The following is a 15,596-nucleotide window of genomic DNA, read 5'->3' as shown; positions in this document are numbered from 1 at the left end:
CCGCACTAAGCTGGAGCCATGACCTCTCCAGCTTCCGTGGTTCTCGTATTCCTCGACCCCTCCCACCCGGACGGCCGGCTGGCCGACGCAACCAAGCCCCAGCTGCTGGTGACGGACCAGGGCGCCACCCGGGGCGACGGGATCTTCGAGACGATGCTTGCAGTTGACGGCAGCGTACGGAAGATCCAGGCCCATCTGGACCGCCTGGCGGGTTCCGCGATGGCGCTGGACCTCGCCATTCCCGGCGAGGAGGAGTGGCGCCGAGCCGTCGCCACCGCCGTGTCCGAACACCTCGCCCAGCATCCGCCCGCTTCCGGGGCCGACAACGAACTGGTGGTCAAGCTCGTGGTGACCCGTGGTGTGGAGGGCGCCTCAGCCCCCACCTCCTGGGTCCAGGTTTCTCCTGTGGGGGCGGCCGGGCGCCGCCAGCGCGAGGCCGGGCTCGACGTCATCCTCCTGGACCGCGGCTACGACAGCGACGTCGCCGAGCGCGCCCCATGGCTGCTGCTCGGTGCGAAGACGCTCTCCTACGCTGTCAACATGGCAGCCCTGCGCCACGCCCACAAGCAGGGCGCGGACGACGTCATCTTCATCTCCTCCGACGACCGGGTCCTGGAGGGCCCCACGTCCACCGTGCTGATGGCGCATGTGGAAACGTCCGACGACGGCGCGTCAGTCAAGCGCCTGATCACACCGCAGCTGGACAGCGGCATCCTGGCCGGCACCTCCCAGGGTGCATTGTTCGCTGCGGCCAAAGCGGCCGGCTGGGAATTGGGGTACGGCCCGCTGGAGCCCCAGGACCTGCTGGATGCTGATGCGGTCTGGCTGATTTCGAGCGTGCGGATGCTTGCGCCGGTGAACCGCATTGACGGCAAAGAGGTGGGCCTGCCCTCGGTACAGAAGGAGCTCACCGCGGAGCTGAACGAGTTGTTCGCGGGTATTGAATAGCAGTTCCGCAGCCTGGGCCTGGAACCCCGGCAGCCGGGCGGGAAAGCCCATCACATCAGGTTGCGGCACTCCCGCCAACTAGGCGGGGGAACTCTGCGGTTCCCGAGTCAGTTGCGCTTCGAGGCCTGACAGCAGGATGGTGATGCCTTGGTCCAGTTCGCGCTCGCCATCATAATCGGCGAGCGCTGGGGCCAGTGCACGGAGCCGGGGAAACTCTTTTGATGGCAGCCGGTGCAGTCCCAGCCGGAGCAGCACTTCGTTCTCTTCGGGGTCCACAACGAATTCCTGCAGCTCATTCAAGATGTGGCCATAGAGGAACCCGTAGTAGGCGCGATAGACATGGAGGGCGTCGGCCGGGCTGAAGCCGGCGCCAATGAGCAGGGAGAGGATCTGCTCGAGCGGGCGCAGCGTGCCCAGGGGCCTGAGCCCCAGTGGCGTGGAAAGTGGCCTGGTCACCAGCAGCGGTACAACATTCGGGTGCTGGAGCGCGAGCCGCCGCAGGTTATGTGCGATGTGCCGGAGCTGCGCTTTCCAGTCGGGGTCCTCGGGGTGGATGGGCAACTCGTTGAGCACCAGCTCCGAGACGCCGTCCAGCAATGCCGCCCGGTTCTCCGCATAGCGGTACAGGCTCATGGGATCCCGCTCCAGTTCCTGCCCCAGGCGGCGCATGGTAAGGGCCTCCAGGCCCTCCGCATCCACCACTTCCAAAGCTTTGGTGAGCACCAATTCACGGCTCAGCCTCGCTTTGTGGTCGCGGCCTTTCGTGCCTGGGGTCTTGGGCGAGGACATGGGTTTTTCCATTCTGGAGCCGGCAGCAAGCGTTGCGCGGGCAGTAATTCCAGACGCTTGCCGTATTTGTAGTCTACGGCTAAAGTCTACATTGTAGATAAGGCATTCACGCCGCCTGTAGGTCCTGGTTTTCTGCGGGGCCAGTCACACTCCATTGCCCTGTGCAAGGCATTTGAGGTCTGCTGCTGTAGCCGAACGGCGGCGCCACGCACGTAGCGAAGGGACGCCGCCATGGCTAATTCGCAGTTCGACCTTTTTCTCCACGAAGCCACCTACCTCGACCAAACGTCTGACTCCACCCTGGATCAGGACCGCCTTTACGGCCTGTACACCAGCTGGTGCTTCATCAACCAGCAGACACCCGGCCCGGAATCCACGTTCTGGGCCGCCATGAAGAACAAGATCGACCCCGCGCGCAACGGCCTCCGCATGAAGGGCCCTGCCGCCACGGACTACATCATGACCAGCTACCCCGGACTCGTCTAAGAGCGGGCAGCGACCAAAAGGCGTGAACCGCCCGGCACGAAGCCGGGCGGTCCACGCCTTTTTGCTATTTTCCTCCCGGAGCCGGGTACGCGGCGTCCACTTCCACCTCGACGAGCCACCCGTTCACGGGCAGGTTCTCGATCTCGAGCGCGAACCTTGAGGGCCGGGCAGCATTGCTGACGAACGGTTCGGCGGGAGCAGCCGAGCCCAGGGGAACCTTGAAGGCGGAACCGTCGGACAGGCTGGTGTTGGCGAAGTACTGCCGGTACGCACGGTTCCAGCCGTCGAAGTCGGCTTTTTCTGCACCGGCGGGGTTCTGGAGGAAGACGCGCATGGTGATGACGTCGTCGTAATCCAATCCAGCCTGGGCAAGGTTCTCGCCAATCCTGCGGAGGGCGTTGATTCCCTGCGCCTCGGTGATGGTGACACCGGGCGGGAGGACCCCGCCCGGGAAGACTGTGGTGTCCACGTAGCGCTGCTCACTGCCGGCGGGGGCAGTGTTGTTAAGCGCGGACGGTCCCAGGCCGCTGGTCTTGTAAATGGGAGTGTTCGCACCGATTGCCACGCCGCCGGCAATCATCGGGTTGTCCTGACCGGCGGGAAGGTTGGAAACGGTAGTTCCGGGCTTGGGATCGGTGAGGTCCTTGAAGACCGCCGGTGCGGCGAAGGCTGCGGTAGCGGTGAGGCTGATTCCGGCGATACCGGCGGCGATGAGGGAGAGTTTGCGGCGCAGCATGGGCTTCTTTCGGGGTTTGGCTTGGGTTATGGCGGGAGCAGGGAGGGGCTTCATCCGGCCACCATCGCTGCGGCCCGGGTGTGCAGGGCGGTGACGGCGGCCCTGGCGGAGGTCATGGCGCCGTGCTGCCAGGCGATGGCGTGGCTCAGGTGGTCGCCGGCGAAGTAGATGTTGCCGGACGGTTCCAGCAGCTTGGCGTATTTGGCGTCCGTCTGCGACGGCCAGCCCACCCAGGCGCCTTCAGAAAAGGCTGTGTTCCCCCAGTCAACCGAGAACGACGCCGCGACATCCTTGCGGTAAACGTCTCCGTGGATCCTGGCACCCTGGTCCAGGGCGCGGCTCAGGCGCTTCTCCGGGCTGAGCTCCTTATAGACGCGGGCGCTGGCGCCGGTGTTGTAGTAGCCCACCATGGTGCCGCGCTGCCCGTGGAAGCCGGTGGACGGGTACCACATGTTGCCGAGATCGATATTGGTGTTGGTGATGCCGCCGTAGATGCGGTGGTCTTCCTCCCACCAGCGGCGGGAGTATTCAATGCCGATCTTGCCCGCGTCGGCGGGGCTTGCGAACCTAAGGGCGTCGAGGACGTCCGTGGGGAGGTTGCCCGGAACCTTGGCGGCGATGTGCGGCGGCAGGGTGCAGACTGCAAAGTCCGCCTCGATCCTCTTGGTTTGGCCGCCCGGGTTGGTGTACTCCACCGCTACGCCGGCGGCGGTGTTGTTCATGGACAGGACCTGGGCCCCGTAAACGAACTTGTCCTTGCCAATGGCGGCTTCGAACGCGTATGGGATACGGTCCATGCCGCCCACGGGCTGGAACATCATCATGGCCTGGTCCCAGCCGAATTCGAAGGAGAAGTAGTTGCCGACGCCGCTGGCAAAGACATCCGAAAGGGCCTCCGGTGCCAGGGGTGTTCCCGCTTCCAGCCCGGCGCCCGGGGCCACGGAGTAGCCCTTGCGGCCCGTGCCGGTGTATTTGAAGCTTGCCGCCGCATCACCGGGAACCTTGCCGCCGATGGCGCCGAAGTTCCGCAGGAAGGAGATCAGGTTCTCTTTATCCGCTGCGCTCATGTAGCTGTCCAGGGCACCCTGGTCTGTGGCTTTGGCGAGGAGCTCGGAGACGTAACCGTAGACATCGGCTTTAGCGGCGCGGTGGCGGACAGGGGTGTTGGAGAGCTTGGTGTTGCCCTCCCGGAACAGATATCCGTCAGCGTTCTGGTTGGTGAAGGGCTCGATCGTCACCCCCAGTTCCTTGCAGTAGTCCAGGGTGATGTGGTGCTGGGGAATGCGGCCGGGGCCGGCATTCATGTACTGGTCCTTCGAGAATGTTGCCCGCTGGGTAATTCCGCGGAGGTCCGTTTCCTCGGTGCCGCCACGTACGGTCCAGTTGCGTCCGCCTGGCCGCATCCGGGCCTCGAGGATGGTGACTTTGTAGCCCGCCTTGCCCAACTCATAAGCAGTGGTCAGTCCGGCGATGCCGCCGCCCAGGATGACGACGCTCTTCCCCTTCCCCTGCAGGTCATTGGCCCGGGGCGCAGCATAGGCAGGCGCGGCCGTATCGGGAGCCAGGCCCATCGCTGCCATGGTCTCGTACATCACCCCGGCCCCTCCCACCATGCCCACGTAGCGGAGGAAGTTCCTGCGAGTCGCATCTGTCATTTTTTCCCTTTCACCGGAGTGTTACGAGGTGAGCGTAAGGGCCAAATGTTTCGTCAAATGCTGTGACAATGTCGGTGCTGTGCCGTTCACATTTCCGTGAAGTAAACGCTTCCGGGATGCCGCGGGCAACTCCAGCGGATGCCCTACGTGGGAATGATCCGGAAGAGGAACCTGGTCCGGACCATGACCCACAGGAGCCCCAGCACTACGGCGTATGCGGCCGTGTTGAGCAGCACGTTCTCCTGCTGCAGTGCCGGGATATTGGCCACCACGGCGATCAGCACCACGTGCATGATGAAGACGTAGAGGGTGGCGCGGCCCAGCGGAATCAGGAACCAGCCGAGTGCGCGCTGCACGGGCTTCCAGTACGCGGTGAGGAAGGCGTAGGCCGCCACCACCAGGACCAGGACGTTGAGCAGCCGGCCCGGCGCCAGATACGTCCGTCCGAAGAAAAAATCGTACATGCTCCGGTACAGGGCGTCCGGGATGATGGCGAGGCGGACATCAAAACCGTTCGCCAGGTAGGGGTTGCCCCACGAGAGAAATGCGAACAGGAGTGCGGCGACGGTGCACGCGGCCACCAGCCAGGTCTGCCCCACCAGCCAGGCGACGATGTTGCGCCGGTGGTAGCCGGCGACGAGTCCGATCACGAACAGCACCTGCCACACGAGCAGCGGGAACGAGTCCTCGAACTGCGAGGGCAGGAGCCGGAACCTCGTGGCCGCTCCCACGGCGTAGACCGCAAGGGTTCCGGCCAGCACCCAGACTGCCTTGCCGCGGTTGAGCGCAGCCAGGATCAGCGGGCTGGCAAGGAGCAGCACCACGTAAAGCCCCATCACGTTGAACTGCCAGGGTCCGAACTGCAGCAGCAGGATGGCAGGGAGCACCTGCGGCGGCACCGGGAACTGGAACAGGGATTCCATGCCTGCATACAGGTCATAGGTACGGCCGGCGCCGTCGTGCCCTGCCCCGCCCGTTCCCTGGTCCACAAAGGTGGTGAGGGCGTCAGTCCGGAAGATCGGCAGCAACGAGACCAGGAAGACGCCAATCAGGACTATCAGTGCCGTCAGGTAGAGCTTGCCCGCCCGCCGCGAGGTTAGGTCAACCACCGTTCCGAAGTCCTCCTTCGCTCTGGGCCCGTACACCATGCCCACCACCAGGCCGGAGAAGAGGACAAACAGCTCGGCACCCGAGACGAACCCCACCGCCTCCTGCGTGAGCAACTGGAACAGCGAGGTCATGCCCAGGTGGTTTACCACAACAAAGACAATGGCCAGGCCGCGCAACATATCCACCCGGGAATCCCTGCTGGACGGGTCTGAGTATCCCCACGCCGTTGCGACATTGACCCGGCGGGGAATCTGCCACAGGGCAACCAGGAGGATGAGGAGCGCCGCGCCCACTGTCCAGGCAGCGGCCCCCGTGAGGGTGTTGGCCCGGACGTATGTGCTGCCGGAGCTGACCTCGGTGACCGGGCCTGCGACGATGGGGGACGCTTCCAGCGTGCCCAGGGCGGCGTTGGCGATGGCCGGGTTTCCGGTGAGCCGCCAGTCGATGCTTGCCACTCCGGCGTCCCGCGTACTGGTCCGTTCGTCCCACACCACAGCCCCTGCCCTGCGGAATTCACCGGCGGTGGCGACCCCAACCACCTGGTCCCACCAGGCGGCCTTGATGTCCGCTTCGGATGCGCCGCCGGAGGCCGGGCTGTAGAACGCGGACGTGTGCAGGAGGAGCGGCTTGTCCCGTCCCTCGGAATAGCTGGCGTAGAAGTTTTCACCGCCGGAGGCCGTGAGCATGTCCCGCAGTTCGCCGGCGCGGGGAACTGTGTTGACGGCAGCGCCACCGGCTGTGTCGTCGTGGAAGGCGGTCAGGCCCACCCAATCCACCGCATCGTCCCCGGGATAGTAGGGTTCGTAGGCCGCGTCCGAGCCGTTCCAGACGCCGTCGCCGTTACTATCTAGCAGCGCGAACCCATCGCTTCCCTGTGCAGGCGCATTCCGGTTCCGGTCGAACGGATAATCCGTGCCCAGGTACGGTTCCCAGACCATCACAGTGCCCCCGCCGCCGTCGACCTCCCGGAACGCCGCCGTCACGGTCTGGAATGCTGCGCGGTAGGCAGCCGGCTGCTGGCCCCACTCAACCCAGCTCGCATTCATGTCCGGGGCAAACCGGACCAGCAGCTGCCCTTTGAAACTGGACGCAAGCTCCAACACCCGTTCGGCGAAGGGCCTCGCAGCGGCGGCGTCGATCTGGTCCAGCGGCATCGTGGGCTTCACGGTGAGCATCGCGTGGGCACCCTGCAGGGAGGACTGTTCCAGGAATCCCTCGATGTCGTTTTGCTCTGATGAGCGGTAGGGAAACGCTATGTCGTGGCCCAAAATGGCCGGCGAGGCACCCAGCCGGTCGGTGAAACCGGCGGCGGAGTCCTCACCCCATTCAAGGACGGCGCCCAGCAGCGGCTTTCCCTCTTCCGGGAAACTCCGCGCGGCCTGGGCCGACCCTGCAGGCAGCACCACAGCCACGAGGGCAATCAGCAGTGTGGCAAGGAGCGCCCCAACCACGCGCAGTTGGGGTACCCCGTAAAGGCCGGCAGGGTGCTGTGGCCCGGCAGATCGCGTGCTGATGGGGACCCCCGGTGCTGGTTCTGATGATGGGGCACTGCCCCGTAAGAAACTGTATCTGGCGGTGCGTCCGCAAAAGGCCAGAAAACGCCAACCACCTGCGGTGATGCCGCTGCCGTCGGTTTCTCCGGCGTCATGGAAACCGCTGCCTGCTGCACGGTGCCCCGTTCAGTTACGGAACATGACGACGGCGGCCGTGCGGCCCTGCGCGCCAAGTGTTACGTTTCTGGGGAGTAATGAGTACCGGCACCAAGCCCTGACTGGCCGGTCGGCAACCCTCCTTTCGCGGCGGGGTGCCTCAGGTGAATACTCGGCATATCGACCGATTCGAGTTGCAAGCGTGAGAGAAGGAGATCCGTCGTGTCCGACGCACCTGCCCCTGAAGAAAGACTTTCCTACCGGCTTGTCACCGGACCGGATGACAGGTCCTTTTGCGAACGGATTTCCGCTGCCTTGGCCGAAGGCTAGTTCCTCCACGGCAGCCCGGCTGCAACGTCCAACGGCGGCCAGGTGATCGTGGCGCAGGCATTGGTCCTGCCGGCGGCCATCGCTTCCGCCGACGCCGCCGTCGCCACCGCAGTGGATAACCTCGAATCCGCAGGCGAAGACCTCGAGTTCGACGGCGAGGGCCACGCATGAGCTACGCCGGAGACCTGACGCCCCAGGAGGCGTGGGAAAAGCTGGAGCAGGGAGCCATCCTGGTGGATGTCCGCACTGAGGGCGAGTGGGCCCATATCGGCATCCCCGACACAAAGGCCACCGACAACGATCCGCTGTTCATCCAGTGGACGTTCCCCGGCGGCATTCCCAACCCTGATTTCATTAGCTCCCTGAGCCAGCAGGCGCCAGAGGATCCGTCTACCGAACTGGTATTCCTGTGCCGCTCCGGGCAGCGTTCCATCGCGGCCGCCATTGCCGCCACCCAGGCCGGCTACACCTCCTACAACGTGCTGGAGGGCTTTGAAGGCGAGCCGGACCGTTACGGCGAACGCACCGTCAACGGCTGGAAGAACCGCGGACTGCCCACCAACCTCGGAAAGAATTAAGTGACCTTCAACGAAGACGCCGCCGGCTGGAGCCCCGACACCCAGGCCGTGCGCGGCGGGCTGGACCGCACCAACTTCCAGGAAACCAGCGAGGCTGTATTCCTGAACTCCGGGTTCGTGTATGAATCCGCCGCCGCTGCCGAACGCGCCTTCACGGGCGAGGACGAGCGCTTTGTGTACTCCCGCTATGGCAATCCCTCGGTTGCCACCTTCCAGGAGCGCCTCCGCCTCCTTGAGGGAACCGAGGCGTGCTTTGCGACGGCGTCCGGCATGTCCGCCGTCTTTACCGCCCTGGGTGCGTTGCTGGCTGCCGGCGACCGCGTGGTGGCTGCCCGCTCGCTTTTCGGTTCCTGCTTCGTGATCCTGAATGAGATCCTGCCGCGGTGGGGTGTGGAGACGGTGTTCGTGGACGGTCCTGACCTGGAACAGTGGCGTGACGCCCTGTCCCAGCCCACCACTGCCGTGTTCTTCGAGTCACCGTCCAACCCCATGCAGGAAATCGTCGACATCGCCGCGGTGAGTGAACTCGCGCACGCGGCAGGTGCCACCGTCGTCGTCGACAACGTCTTTGCGACTCCCCTGCTGCAGCGCTGCGGGCAGCTGGGTGCCGACGTCATCGTCTACTCCGGCACCAAGCACATCGACGGCCAGGGACGAGTCCTGGGCGGCGCCATCCTGGGCACCAAGGAGTTCATCGAGGGGCCGGTCAAGCAGCTGATGCGCCACACCGGCCCGTCGTTGTCCGCCTTCAACGCCTGGGTGCTCACCAAGGGCCTTGAGACTATGGCCCTGCGCGTCAACCATTCATCGGCGTCCGCCCTGCGGCTGGCCGAGTGGCTGGAGCAGCAGCCCGCCGTGAGCTGGGTGAAGTACCCGCTCCTGAAGTCCCACCCGCAGTACGAACTGGCGGCACAACAGATGAGCGCCGGCGGCACGGTCCTCACCCTTGAGCTTGCGACGACGGGCGGCCGCTCGGGCAAAGAGGCTGCCTTTGCGCTGCTGGACGGTTTGCGCATCATCGACATCTCCAACAACCTCGGGGATGCCAAGTCCCTCATCACGCACCCGGCCACTACCACCCACCGTGCGATGGGTCCGGAGGGGCGGGCAGCCATCGGCTTGAGCGACGGCGTGGTGCGGCTTTCGGTGGGCCTGGAGGACGTGGACGACCTGATTGGCGACCTGGAACAGGCGCTCAAGCAGGTCTAGAGGTCCCTGGTGCTGGGGCCGAGCTCCGGCACCGGCGCCATCTGGGCGAGGGCTTTGTCAGACCTCTTCGATGGAGAGCTGGACGGGCACCTCGTCGCCTTCATAAATCCGGGCTTTGTCCCTGATGGCCTTCTTCACCGGCGAGAGGTAGAAACCGGCTTTCTGGTCCGCAAACAGCGAGGTCTGCCAGGAGTGCCTGGCAATCTCCGCGGTCACCCTGACGGATCCGAATGCCTTGCTGGCGCCGGCGCATTGTTCGTGGATGTCATCCCCGACGTCTGCTGGCAGCGTCAAAAAATGCCAGCCTGCCTCACCGGGGTAGAGCCACAGCTCAGCTCTGAAGGAGTACGACGCCGCCACGCGCCGAGTATGGCACGCCCCCTTGCCGGGGCACCACCGGTTGCTGATTTTTCCTGTCTTGTTGCCCTGCTGTTCGCACGCTGAGGCCAGCGTCAGGCGTGCCAGGGGGATTAAACTGTGCAGGCTGAAAAGTTTTTTGATTTCTTTCCCAGCAGGTGGACTTTTAGGCCCTGTTTTGTCAGACCCTCGCAAGAGGATTGGGGTATGGAAACGAACCCGGCAGTGGTGCAGCGGAGGCGTCCGTTGCGGCTGCTGTCGCTGCGTTTATGGCGGTGCTCGCTGGCAGTGATGTTGCTGTTTCCGGTGGCCCTGGCGAACTTGACGCCGGGGCTGGCCCGCACGCTGCGGCGGGGTTTGATGATGATCCGTTGCAGCGGGTTGCTGACGGGGCTTTGGACGTTCTGGCCGCGGTGGCGCGGTCGGAAGCGAAACTGGCGGCGGCGAAGGTGCAGGCCGTGGCGGTCTTCGCCGAAGCCACGAAAGCGCTGAACGCTCCTGCGAGGTCGCCGTATGAGGCGACGGCGCAGGAGCGGAGCCTGGTGGCTGAGATCGGGTGTGTGCTGGCGATCGGTGACCGGGCCGCCGGTGCCTTGCTCGCCGATTCCCATGCCCTGACCACGTTCCTGCCGGGGACCCTTTCGGCTTTGCAGGCCGGGGCGATGTCCTGGGCGCATGCCCGGGCCATGGTGGACCAAACGGCGAGCCTTGACCCTGCCGGGGCGGCGGCGTTGGAGGCGCACTTCCTGGACCCTGTCCTGGACCCGGGCACGCCGAGACCGGCCGCAGCCGCCGCCGTTGGGGAGATGCCGGCGTACCGGTTCAAGGCCAAGGCCAGGGCCTGGCGGGAGCGCCACCATCCGGAGAGCCTGGAGAAACGGCACGCCAAAAGTGTGGCGGACCGGCGGGTCGAATTCTGGCCGGACAACGACGGGATGGGCTGGATCGCCGCCTGCCTGCCCGCAGACCAGGCCTCCGCGATCTGGGACCGGCTCACCACCATCTCCCGGGAAATGCAGGGACCGGACGAACCCCGCACCCTGACCCAGCTCCGGGCCGACAACTTCGCCTCAGGGCTCCTCACCACCGGGCCCGGCATCAGCGCCGGAAACAGTCCCAGCAACGGCGGAAATAGTTTTGGCAACGGCGCCGGAGATGGTTTTGGCAACGGCGGGGCCAACAGTGCCCGCAGCGCCGGTGGCGGCGGGGAGGAAACCGGCCCCGGGCAGGGATCTTCGATTCGGGCCCAGGTCCTGGTCACCGTGCCCGTGTTCTCCCTGCTGGGCCTGACCGATGAACCGGCGATGCTGGACGGGTCCGGCCCCATCCCCGCCTCAATGGCCCGCGATCTGGTCGGTAACGGGGCAGGCTCTTTTTACCGGGTTCTGGTGGATCCGCGGGACGGGGCTCCACTGGAGATCGGCCGCACCAGCTACCGGCTGACCAAAGCAATGCGGAACTGGCTGCGGCTGCGGGACGGCAAATGCCCGTTCCCCGGCTGCAGCAACAACTCCCTGGATAACGAAGCGGACCACATCCTCGCCTGGCACAAAGGCGGCACAACCGGCATATCCAACCTCGGCCAACCCTGCCCCAAACACCACAAACTCCGACACACCGGCGGCTGGAAACCAACACCAGCCACCACAACCGAACCACCCGGCTGGACCTCACCCACCGGCCGGCACTACAAAAGCGAACACCAGGACTGGGAACCACCCCACTGGCCGAAACGGATTGAGGAACTTTGGGATGCCTCCCTTCAGGCTGACTCGGAGCCCTCGGACCTGTACGTGCCTGGGTACTTTGCCCTACCGGAAACCCTGGACCGCCAGGAAGACCCGGACCCCCGGAATATCCTGATCTGCCAGATTTTGATGTTCCGGAAGACCCTGGCCCTGCTGAAGACGAACTGCCCAAGGACCCGTTTCCGGAGTGGCACCTCTGGCTGGAAACGGCTACCTCAGCGCACTAGGACTGGCGGACCCGCAGCAGCTCGGGGGACCCGTCGACAGCCGAAAGATTGGCAGAGCCGCGCATCGTTACATCCACCGCATGCTTGACCACTGCACCAAAGCCCAGGTCCTCCGGCGCTGAGGCGGCCAAAGCCCTGTCGCGGATGCGGCGCTGTTCAGCTGCCCCTGTTCCGCGGGCAATGATGTCCTCCACACCTTGACGGGCCAGGGCGAGTTCACCCTGCTCCTGCAATACCGGTGCGAGATAGTCCACCAGGGAACGAACTACGTCGGCGGCCCGAGCGGGCCGGAATGTACCGAAATCCAGGAGTTCCCCGCTGAGTCCGCCGCTGCTGGCCTGCCAGGAAGCCATCCGCAAAAGTACGGTGGGCACCGGCGCGGGCTCAACCCCCTCGTGCCACTCACGGCTCGCAGTCTCCACAAGCGCCCTGACGAGAACGGCAAGAAGTGCTGCGTCCTCGGCCCGGAGGCAGACGTCTGCAACACGGACCTCGACAGTGGGGTGGTTTCGGGACAAGCGGGCGTCGAAGTAGATCATTCCTTCGTCCAGCATCACTCCGCTGTCCAGCAGGCGGGTGACCACCCTCCGGTACGCAGGATATGTCCCGTAGATACCAGCGGGTCCCGCTGTGGGCCAGCGGTTCCACGCCTGGGTGCGGTAGCTTTCGAAGCCGGTCTGAAGACCGTTCCAGAAAGGCGAGTTCGCGCTCAGGGCCGTGAGGACGGCAAGCTTGTCACGGATCCGGTCCAGCACAGCCACACCTTCGTCGGGTGACTCAATAAAGGTATGGACATGGAAGCCGCAGGTCAGCTGCTCCTGGGCCGTCAGGCCAAAGCGCTCCAGCATCCTGGCATAGCGTGGATCAGGGGTGGTGTGGCTGGCCAGCCCAAGGGGGGACGTGGCCAGTGCCGCTACCCTTGCGTTATGCCTCCTGGCAGCCGTGTCAGCGAGCGCCCGCCCTGCCCGGATCTGGTCAAGCAGCACACCGTGCTCCAGGCATGGGCGCGTCTGGGTCTCGATCTGCTCCAGCTTGAGTTCGGCACTCAGGCCCATCTCGTCGTCGTCGTAAACGGTCTTGTCTTCCGTTACCAGGTCCCGGGGGTCGTCCGGAGCGTCGTCTGCGGCCAACCGGCGGCCGGACAGCAGGGCGTCAGCGAGGGCAAGCGGCTCCCCGCTCTCCGGATCAACGATCAGGAGCTCTTCCTCAACGCCGAATGTTCGCATACTCACATTCTGCGGCAGCTGAGGGAGTTGTGAAGGTCCTCAGGGCTTCATGACGAAGCGTGAATGCTCAGTCCTGGAAGTACTCCACCTTGGCCCCGATAGTGTTCAGCCGCTCCGCCAGGTCCTCATACCCGCGCTCGATAACGTAGATGTTCCGCAGCTCGGAGATTCCCCGGGCTGCCAGCATGGCCAGCAACAGGCAGGCTGCGGGGCGCAAAGCCGGTGGACAGCCAACCTCTGCAGCGCGCCACTTGGTGGGCCCGTTGACGTAGATCCGGTGGGGATCCAGCAGCTGAACCTGCGCACCGAGCCGGTTCAGCTCCGTGAGGTAGATGGCCCGGTTTTCGTAGACCCAGTCATGGATCATGGTCTGTCCGCTGGCGTTCGCGGCAATGACTGCAAAGAAGGGCAGGTTGTCAATGTTCAGGCCGGGGAACGGCATGGGGTGGATTTTGTCCTCCGGCGCGTGCAGCTCGGAAGGTTTGGTGGTGACGTCCACCAGCCGGGTCCGGCCGTTGCGTGCCATGTACTCGCCGGAGATCTCCAGCTGCTGGCCCATCTGCCCCAGCGTGGCCAGCTCGATCTCCATAAACTCGATGGGGACCCGGCGGATGGTCACCTCGGAGTTGGTGACGATACCCGCGGTGATGAGGCTCATTGCCTCAATGGGGTCCTCGGAGGGGAAATATTCGATGTCGGCATCGATCATGGGACGCCCGGTAATCTTCAAGGTGGTGGTGCCGACGCCGTCGATGGCCACGCCCAGCATCTGCAGGTAGAAGCAGAGGTCCTGCACCATATAGTTCGGGCTGGCGTTGCGGATCACCGTTGTCCCCTCACGGTGGGCGGCAGCCATAATGGCGTTCTCGGTGACAGTATCGCCGCGCTCGGTCAGGACAAAGGAACGGTCGCGGGTATCGGCCGAGGGAGCCTGGACGCTGTAGAAGCCGGCCGTCGCCTCCACTGCGAGGCCGAACTGGCGCAGCGCCTGCATGTGTGGCTCTACCGTGCGCGTGCCCAGGTCACAGCCACCCGCGTATGGAAGGCGGTACTGCGAGGTTTCGTCCAGCAGCGGCCCCAGCAGCATGATGACACTGCGCGTGCGGCGGGCGGCTTCCACGTCCATCGATGCGAGGTCAAGGACGGCCGGCCTGCGGAGCTGGAGGTCGGTATCATTGAGCCAGGTGCACTCGACCCCAATGCTGCTAAGCACCTCGACGATGCGGTTTACTTCTTCAATCCGCGCAAGGCGGCGAAGAATGGTTGTCCCACGGTTAATGAGGCTCGCACACAGCAGTGCGACACCGGCGTTCTTGCTGCTGTTGACGTCCACGGCTCCTGACAGCGGGTGCCCGCCCTCCACCCGAAGGTGTGTCATCTGCGGTTTGCCCACATTGACGATGCTTCGGCCAAAGATGGTCTCAAGCCGCTGGATCATTTTCAGGCTCAAATTCTGTTTGCCCTGCTCCATCCGTGCAATGGCGCTCTGGCTGGTTCCGAGTTCTGCGGCCAGCTGGCCCTGCGTCCAGCCTTTCTCGCCCCGGGCATCCCGGAGCATGGCGGCAACGTGTTCCGTAGTTTCCTGCGTCATGCCGAAAATATATCATAAATGAGTTAGCGCCAGCAGATATCGACTGATAACACTCGGAGCGGAGAACGTTTACCCACTACATGCGATAGAAAACGTGCCCCCTCCTCCGGTCCTGCCTGTTATTGACCCTGCCTGCTCGGCCGGAGGAGACTGGATAAAACCTCTTCCTTCGACGACGACGGAGGTGCTGATGCGCCGGAAACGAGGCCCCCGGGCGGCAGCCACACTTGCCGGCCTGATCTTCGCCGTCGTGCTCCTGGTCCCCGCCTGGCCGGCCTCCGCAGTGCCGTCGCCAGGGGAAGGCACACAGTCAACACTTGGCAACGACGTCTCCTGGCCCCAATGCCGCAAGGACCTTCCCACCGGCCAGGCTTTTGGCATCGTCGGCGTCAATAACGGGTTGGCCAACAACACCAATCCTTGCCTGCGAAAACAGCTCGAGTGGGCTGCTGCCTCATCCGGCCATTCGGCCCAGCCCGAGGTGTCCCTTTACGTGAACACCGCCAACCCGGGAACAAGCGGCTCGTGGTGGCCCTCCAGCAACGAGTACCCGATAGGATCGGCCGTCCATAACCCCTACGGCTCCTGTGAGGAAAGGGACTACGGCACGGCGTGCGCCTACATATACGGCTACGCCAAGGCCTGGGACGACGCTTACATCCGTGGAATTAGCAATCCCTCCGACTACGTCTGGTGGCTGGATGTGGAAACCGAAAACTCCTGGTCCACGGACAAGGATGCCAACCGCGCAGTCCTGGAGGGCATGACGGACTTCTTCCACAGCATCGACGTCAAGGGTGTGGGGATCTACTCAACCGGCCTTCAATGGAGCCGGATTGTGGGAACCGTCAGCAGCTCAAGCAACCTGTACTCGCTGCCGAGCTGGCTGGCGGGGGCGCGCGCCGTAACAGGAGCCAAAGCGAATTGCGCGGGCCCCCGCTGACCGCAGGCGGCGAC

General features: G+C 64.7%; 13 protein-coding genes, 1 pseudogene and 1 riboswitch. Of the genes and pseudogenes, 7 read left to right on the top strand and 7 right to left on the bottom strand.

Features of this window, described 5'->3' with window-relative positions; all coding sequences use genetic code 11:
• Positions 1-18: 18 nt before the first annotated feature.
• Positions 19-948 carry an aminodeoxychorismate lyase gene (locus tag M8J71_RS03510; protein ID WP_256246619.1) on the top strand — a complete coding sequence of 310 codons (930 nt, stop codon included), beginning with the start codon at positions 19-21 and terminating at the stop codon, positions 946-948.
• A gap of 78 nt (positions 949-1,026) precedes the next feature.
• Here M8J71_RS03510 and M8J71_RS03505 read toward each other — a convergent pair whose 3' ends face one another.
• Positions 1,027-1,737, bottom strand: coding sequence for a TetR/AcrR family transcriptional regulator C-terminal domain-containing protein (locus M8J71_RS03505; protein WP_256246618.1), 711 nt, complete (start codon positions 1,735-1,737; stop codon positions 1,027-1,029).
• Between the two features lie 231 nt (positions 1,738-1,968).
• On the opposite strand from M8J71_RS03505, the gene M8J71_RS03500 reads away from it, so the two are divergent.
• Positions 1,969-2,223, top strand: a complete 255-nt coding sequence (locus M8J71_RS03500) for a hypothetical protein (protein ID WP_163167596.1) — start codon at positions 1,969-1,971, stop codon at positions 2,221-2,223.
• Between the two features lie 64 nt (positions 2,224-2,287).
• Here M8J71_RS03500 and M8J71_RS03495 read toward each other — a convergent pair whose 3' ends face one another.
• The 3 genes from M8J71_RS03495 to opgC all read right to left on the bottom strand — a co-directional run bounded on the left by M8J71_RS03495 (position 2,288) and on the right by opgC (position 7,175).
• Positions 2,288-3,013 (bottom strand): Rid family hydrolase, encoded by a 726-nt coding sequence (locus tag M8J71_RS03495; RefSeq protein WP_256246617.1) that lies wholly within the window; start codon positions 3,011-3,013, stop codon positions 2,288-2,290.
• Complete coding sequence (locus tag M8J71_RS03490) at positions 3,010-4,614, bottom strand: flavin monoamine oxidase family protein (protein ID WP_256246616.1); 1,605 nt, start codon at positions 4,612-4,614, stop codon at positions 3,010-3,012. The genes M8J71_RS03495 and M8J71_RS03490 overlap by 4 nt, the downstream gene beginning before the upstream one ends.
• A gap of 143 nt (positions 4,615-4,757) precedes the next feature.
• Positions 4,758-7,175, bottom strand: coding sequence for an OpgC domain-containing protein (opgC, locus tag M8J71_RS03485; protein WP_256246615.1), 2,418 nt, complete (start codon positions 7,173-7,175; stop codon positions 4,758-4,760).
• 292 nt (positions 7,176-7,467) lie between these two features.
• A riboswitch (SAM riboswitch) is annotated at positions 7,468-7,582 on the top strand.
• Between the two features lie 13 nt (positions 7,583-7,595).
• Between opgC and M8J71_RS03480 the strand changes: the two are divergent.
• The 3 genes and pseudogenes from M8J71_RS03480 to M8J71_RS03470 all read left to right on the top strand — a co-directional run bounded on the left by M8J71_RS03480 (position 7,596) and on the right by M8J71_RS03470 (position 9,490).
• Positions 7,596-7,874: pseudogene (locus M8J71_RS03480) on the top strand (DUF1737 domain-containing protein).
• A complete protein-coding gene (locus M8J71_RS03475) occupies positions 7,871-8,281 on the top strand; it encodes a rhodanese-like domain-containing protein (RefSeq protein WP_256246614.1) in 411 nt (136 codons plus the stop codon). Before M8J71_RS03480 ends, M8J71_RS03475 begins: the two are co-directional and overlap by 4 nt.
• The gene (locus M8J71_RS03470) at positions 8,282-9,490 is read left to right on the top strand and encodes an O-succinylhomoserine sulfhydrylase (protein WP_256246613.1); all 1,209 of its coding nucleotides are present in this window, start codon (positions 8,282-8,284) and stop codon (positions 9,488-9,490) included.
• A 57-nt stretch (positions 9,491-9,547) separates the two neighbouring features.
• On the opposite strand, the gene M8J71_RS23430 is transcribed toward M8J71_RS03470, so the two are convergent.
• Positions 9,548-9,850, bottom strand: a complete 303-nt coding sequence (locus M8J71_RS23430; protein ID WP_256246612.1) for a DUF1905 domain-containing protein — start codon at positions 9,848-9,850, stop codon at positions 9,548-9,550.
• A 266-nt stretch (positions 9,851-10,116) separates the two neighbouring features.
• Here M8J71_RS23430 and M8J71_RS03460 point away from each other — a divergent pair, with 266 nt between their 5' ends.
• The gene (locus M8J71_RS03460) at positions 10,117-11,910 is read left to right on the top strand and encodes an HNH endonuclease signature motif containing protein (RefSeq protein WP_256246755.1); all 1,794 of its coding nucleotides are present in this window, start codon (positions 10,117-10,119) and stop codon (positions 11,908-11,910) included.
• Here M8J71_RS03460 and M8J71_RS03455 read toward each other — a convergent pair.
• Positions 11,819-13,048 carry a glutamate--cysteine ligase 2 gene (locus M8J71_RS03455; protein WP_256246611.1) on the bottom strand — a complete coding sequence of 410 codons (1,230 nt, stop codon included), beginning with the start codon at positions 13,046-13,048 and terminating at the stop codon, positions 11,819-11,821. The genes M8J71_RS03460 and M8J71_RS03455 overlap by 92 nt on opposite strands.
• A 67-nt stretch (positions 13,049-13,115) precedes the next feature.
• Complete coding sequence (locus M8J71_RS03450; RefSeq protein ID WP_256246610.1) at positions 13,116-14,639, bottom strand: UDP-N-acetylglucosamine 1-carboxyvinyltransferase; 1,524 nt, start codon at positions 14,637-14,639, stop codon at positions 13,116-13,118.
• A 190-nt stretch (positions 14,640-14,829) separates the two neighbouring features.
• On the opposite strand from M8J71_RS03450, the gene M8J71_RS03445 reads away from it, so the two are divergent.
• Positions 14,830-15,582: a hypothetical protein gene (locus M8J71_RS03445; protein WP_308292943.1), complete on the top strand. Its 753-nt coding sequence runs from the start codon at positions 14,830-14,832 to the stop codon at positions 15,580-15,582.
• Positions 15,583-15,596 lie beyond the last annotated feature (14 nt).

Source organism: Pseudarthrobacter sp. R1 (assembly GCF_024494415.1).
Taxonomy (GTDB): domain Bacteria; phylum Actinomycetota; class Actinomycetes; order Actinomycetales; family Micrococcaceae; genus Arthrobacter.
This window is presented reverse-complemented; position numbering and strand designations above follow the sequence as displayed.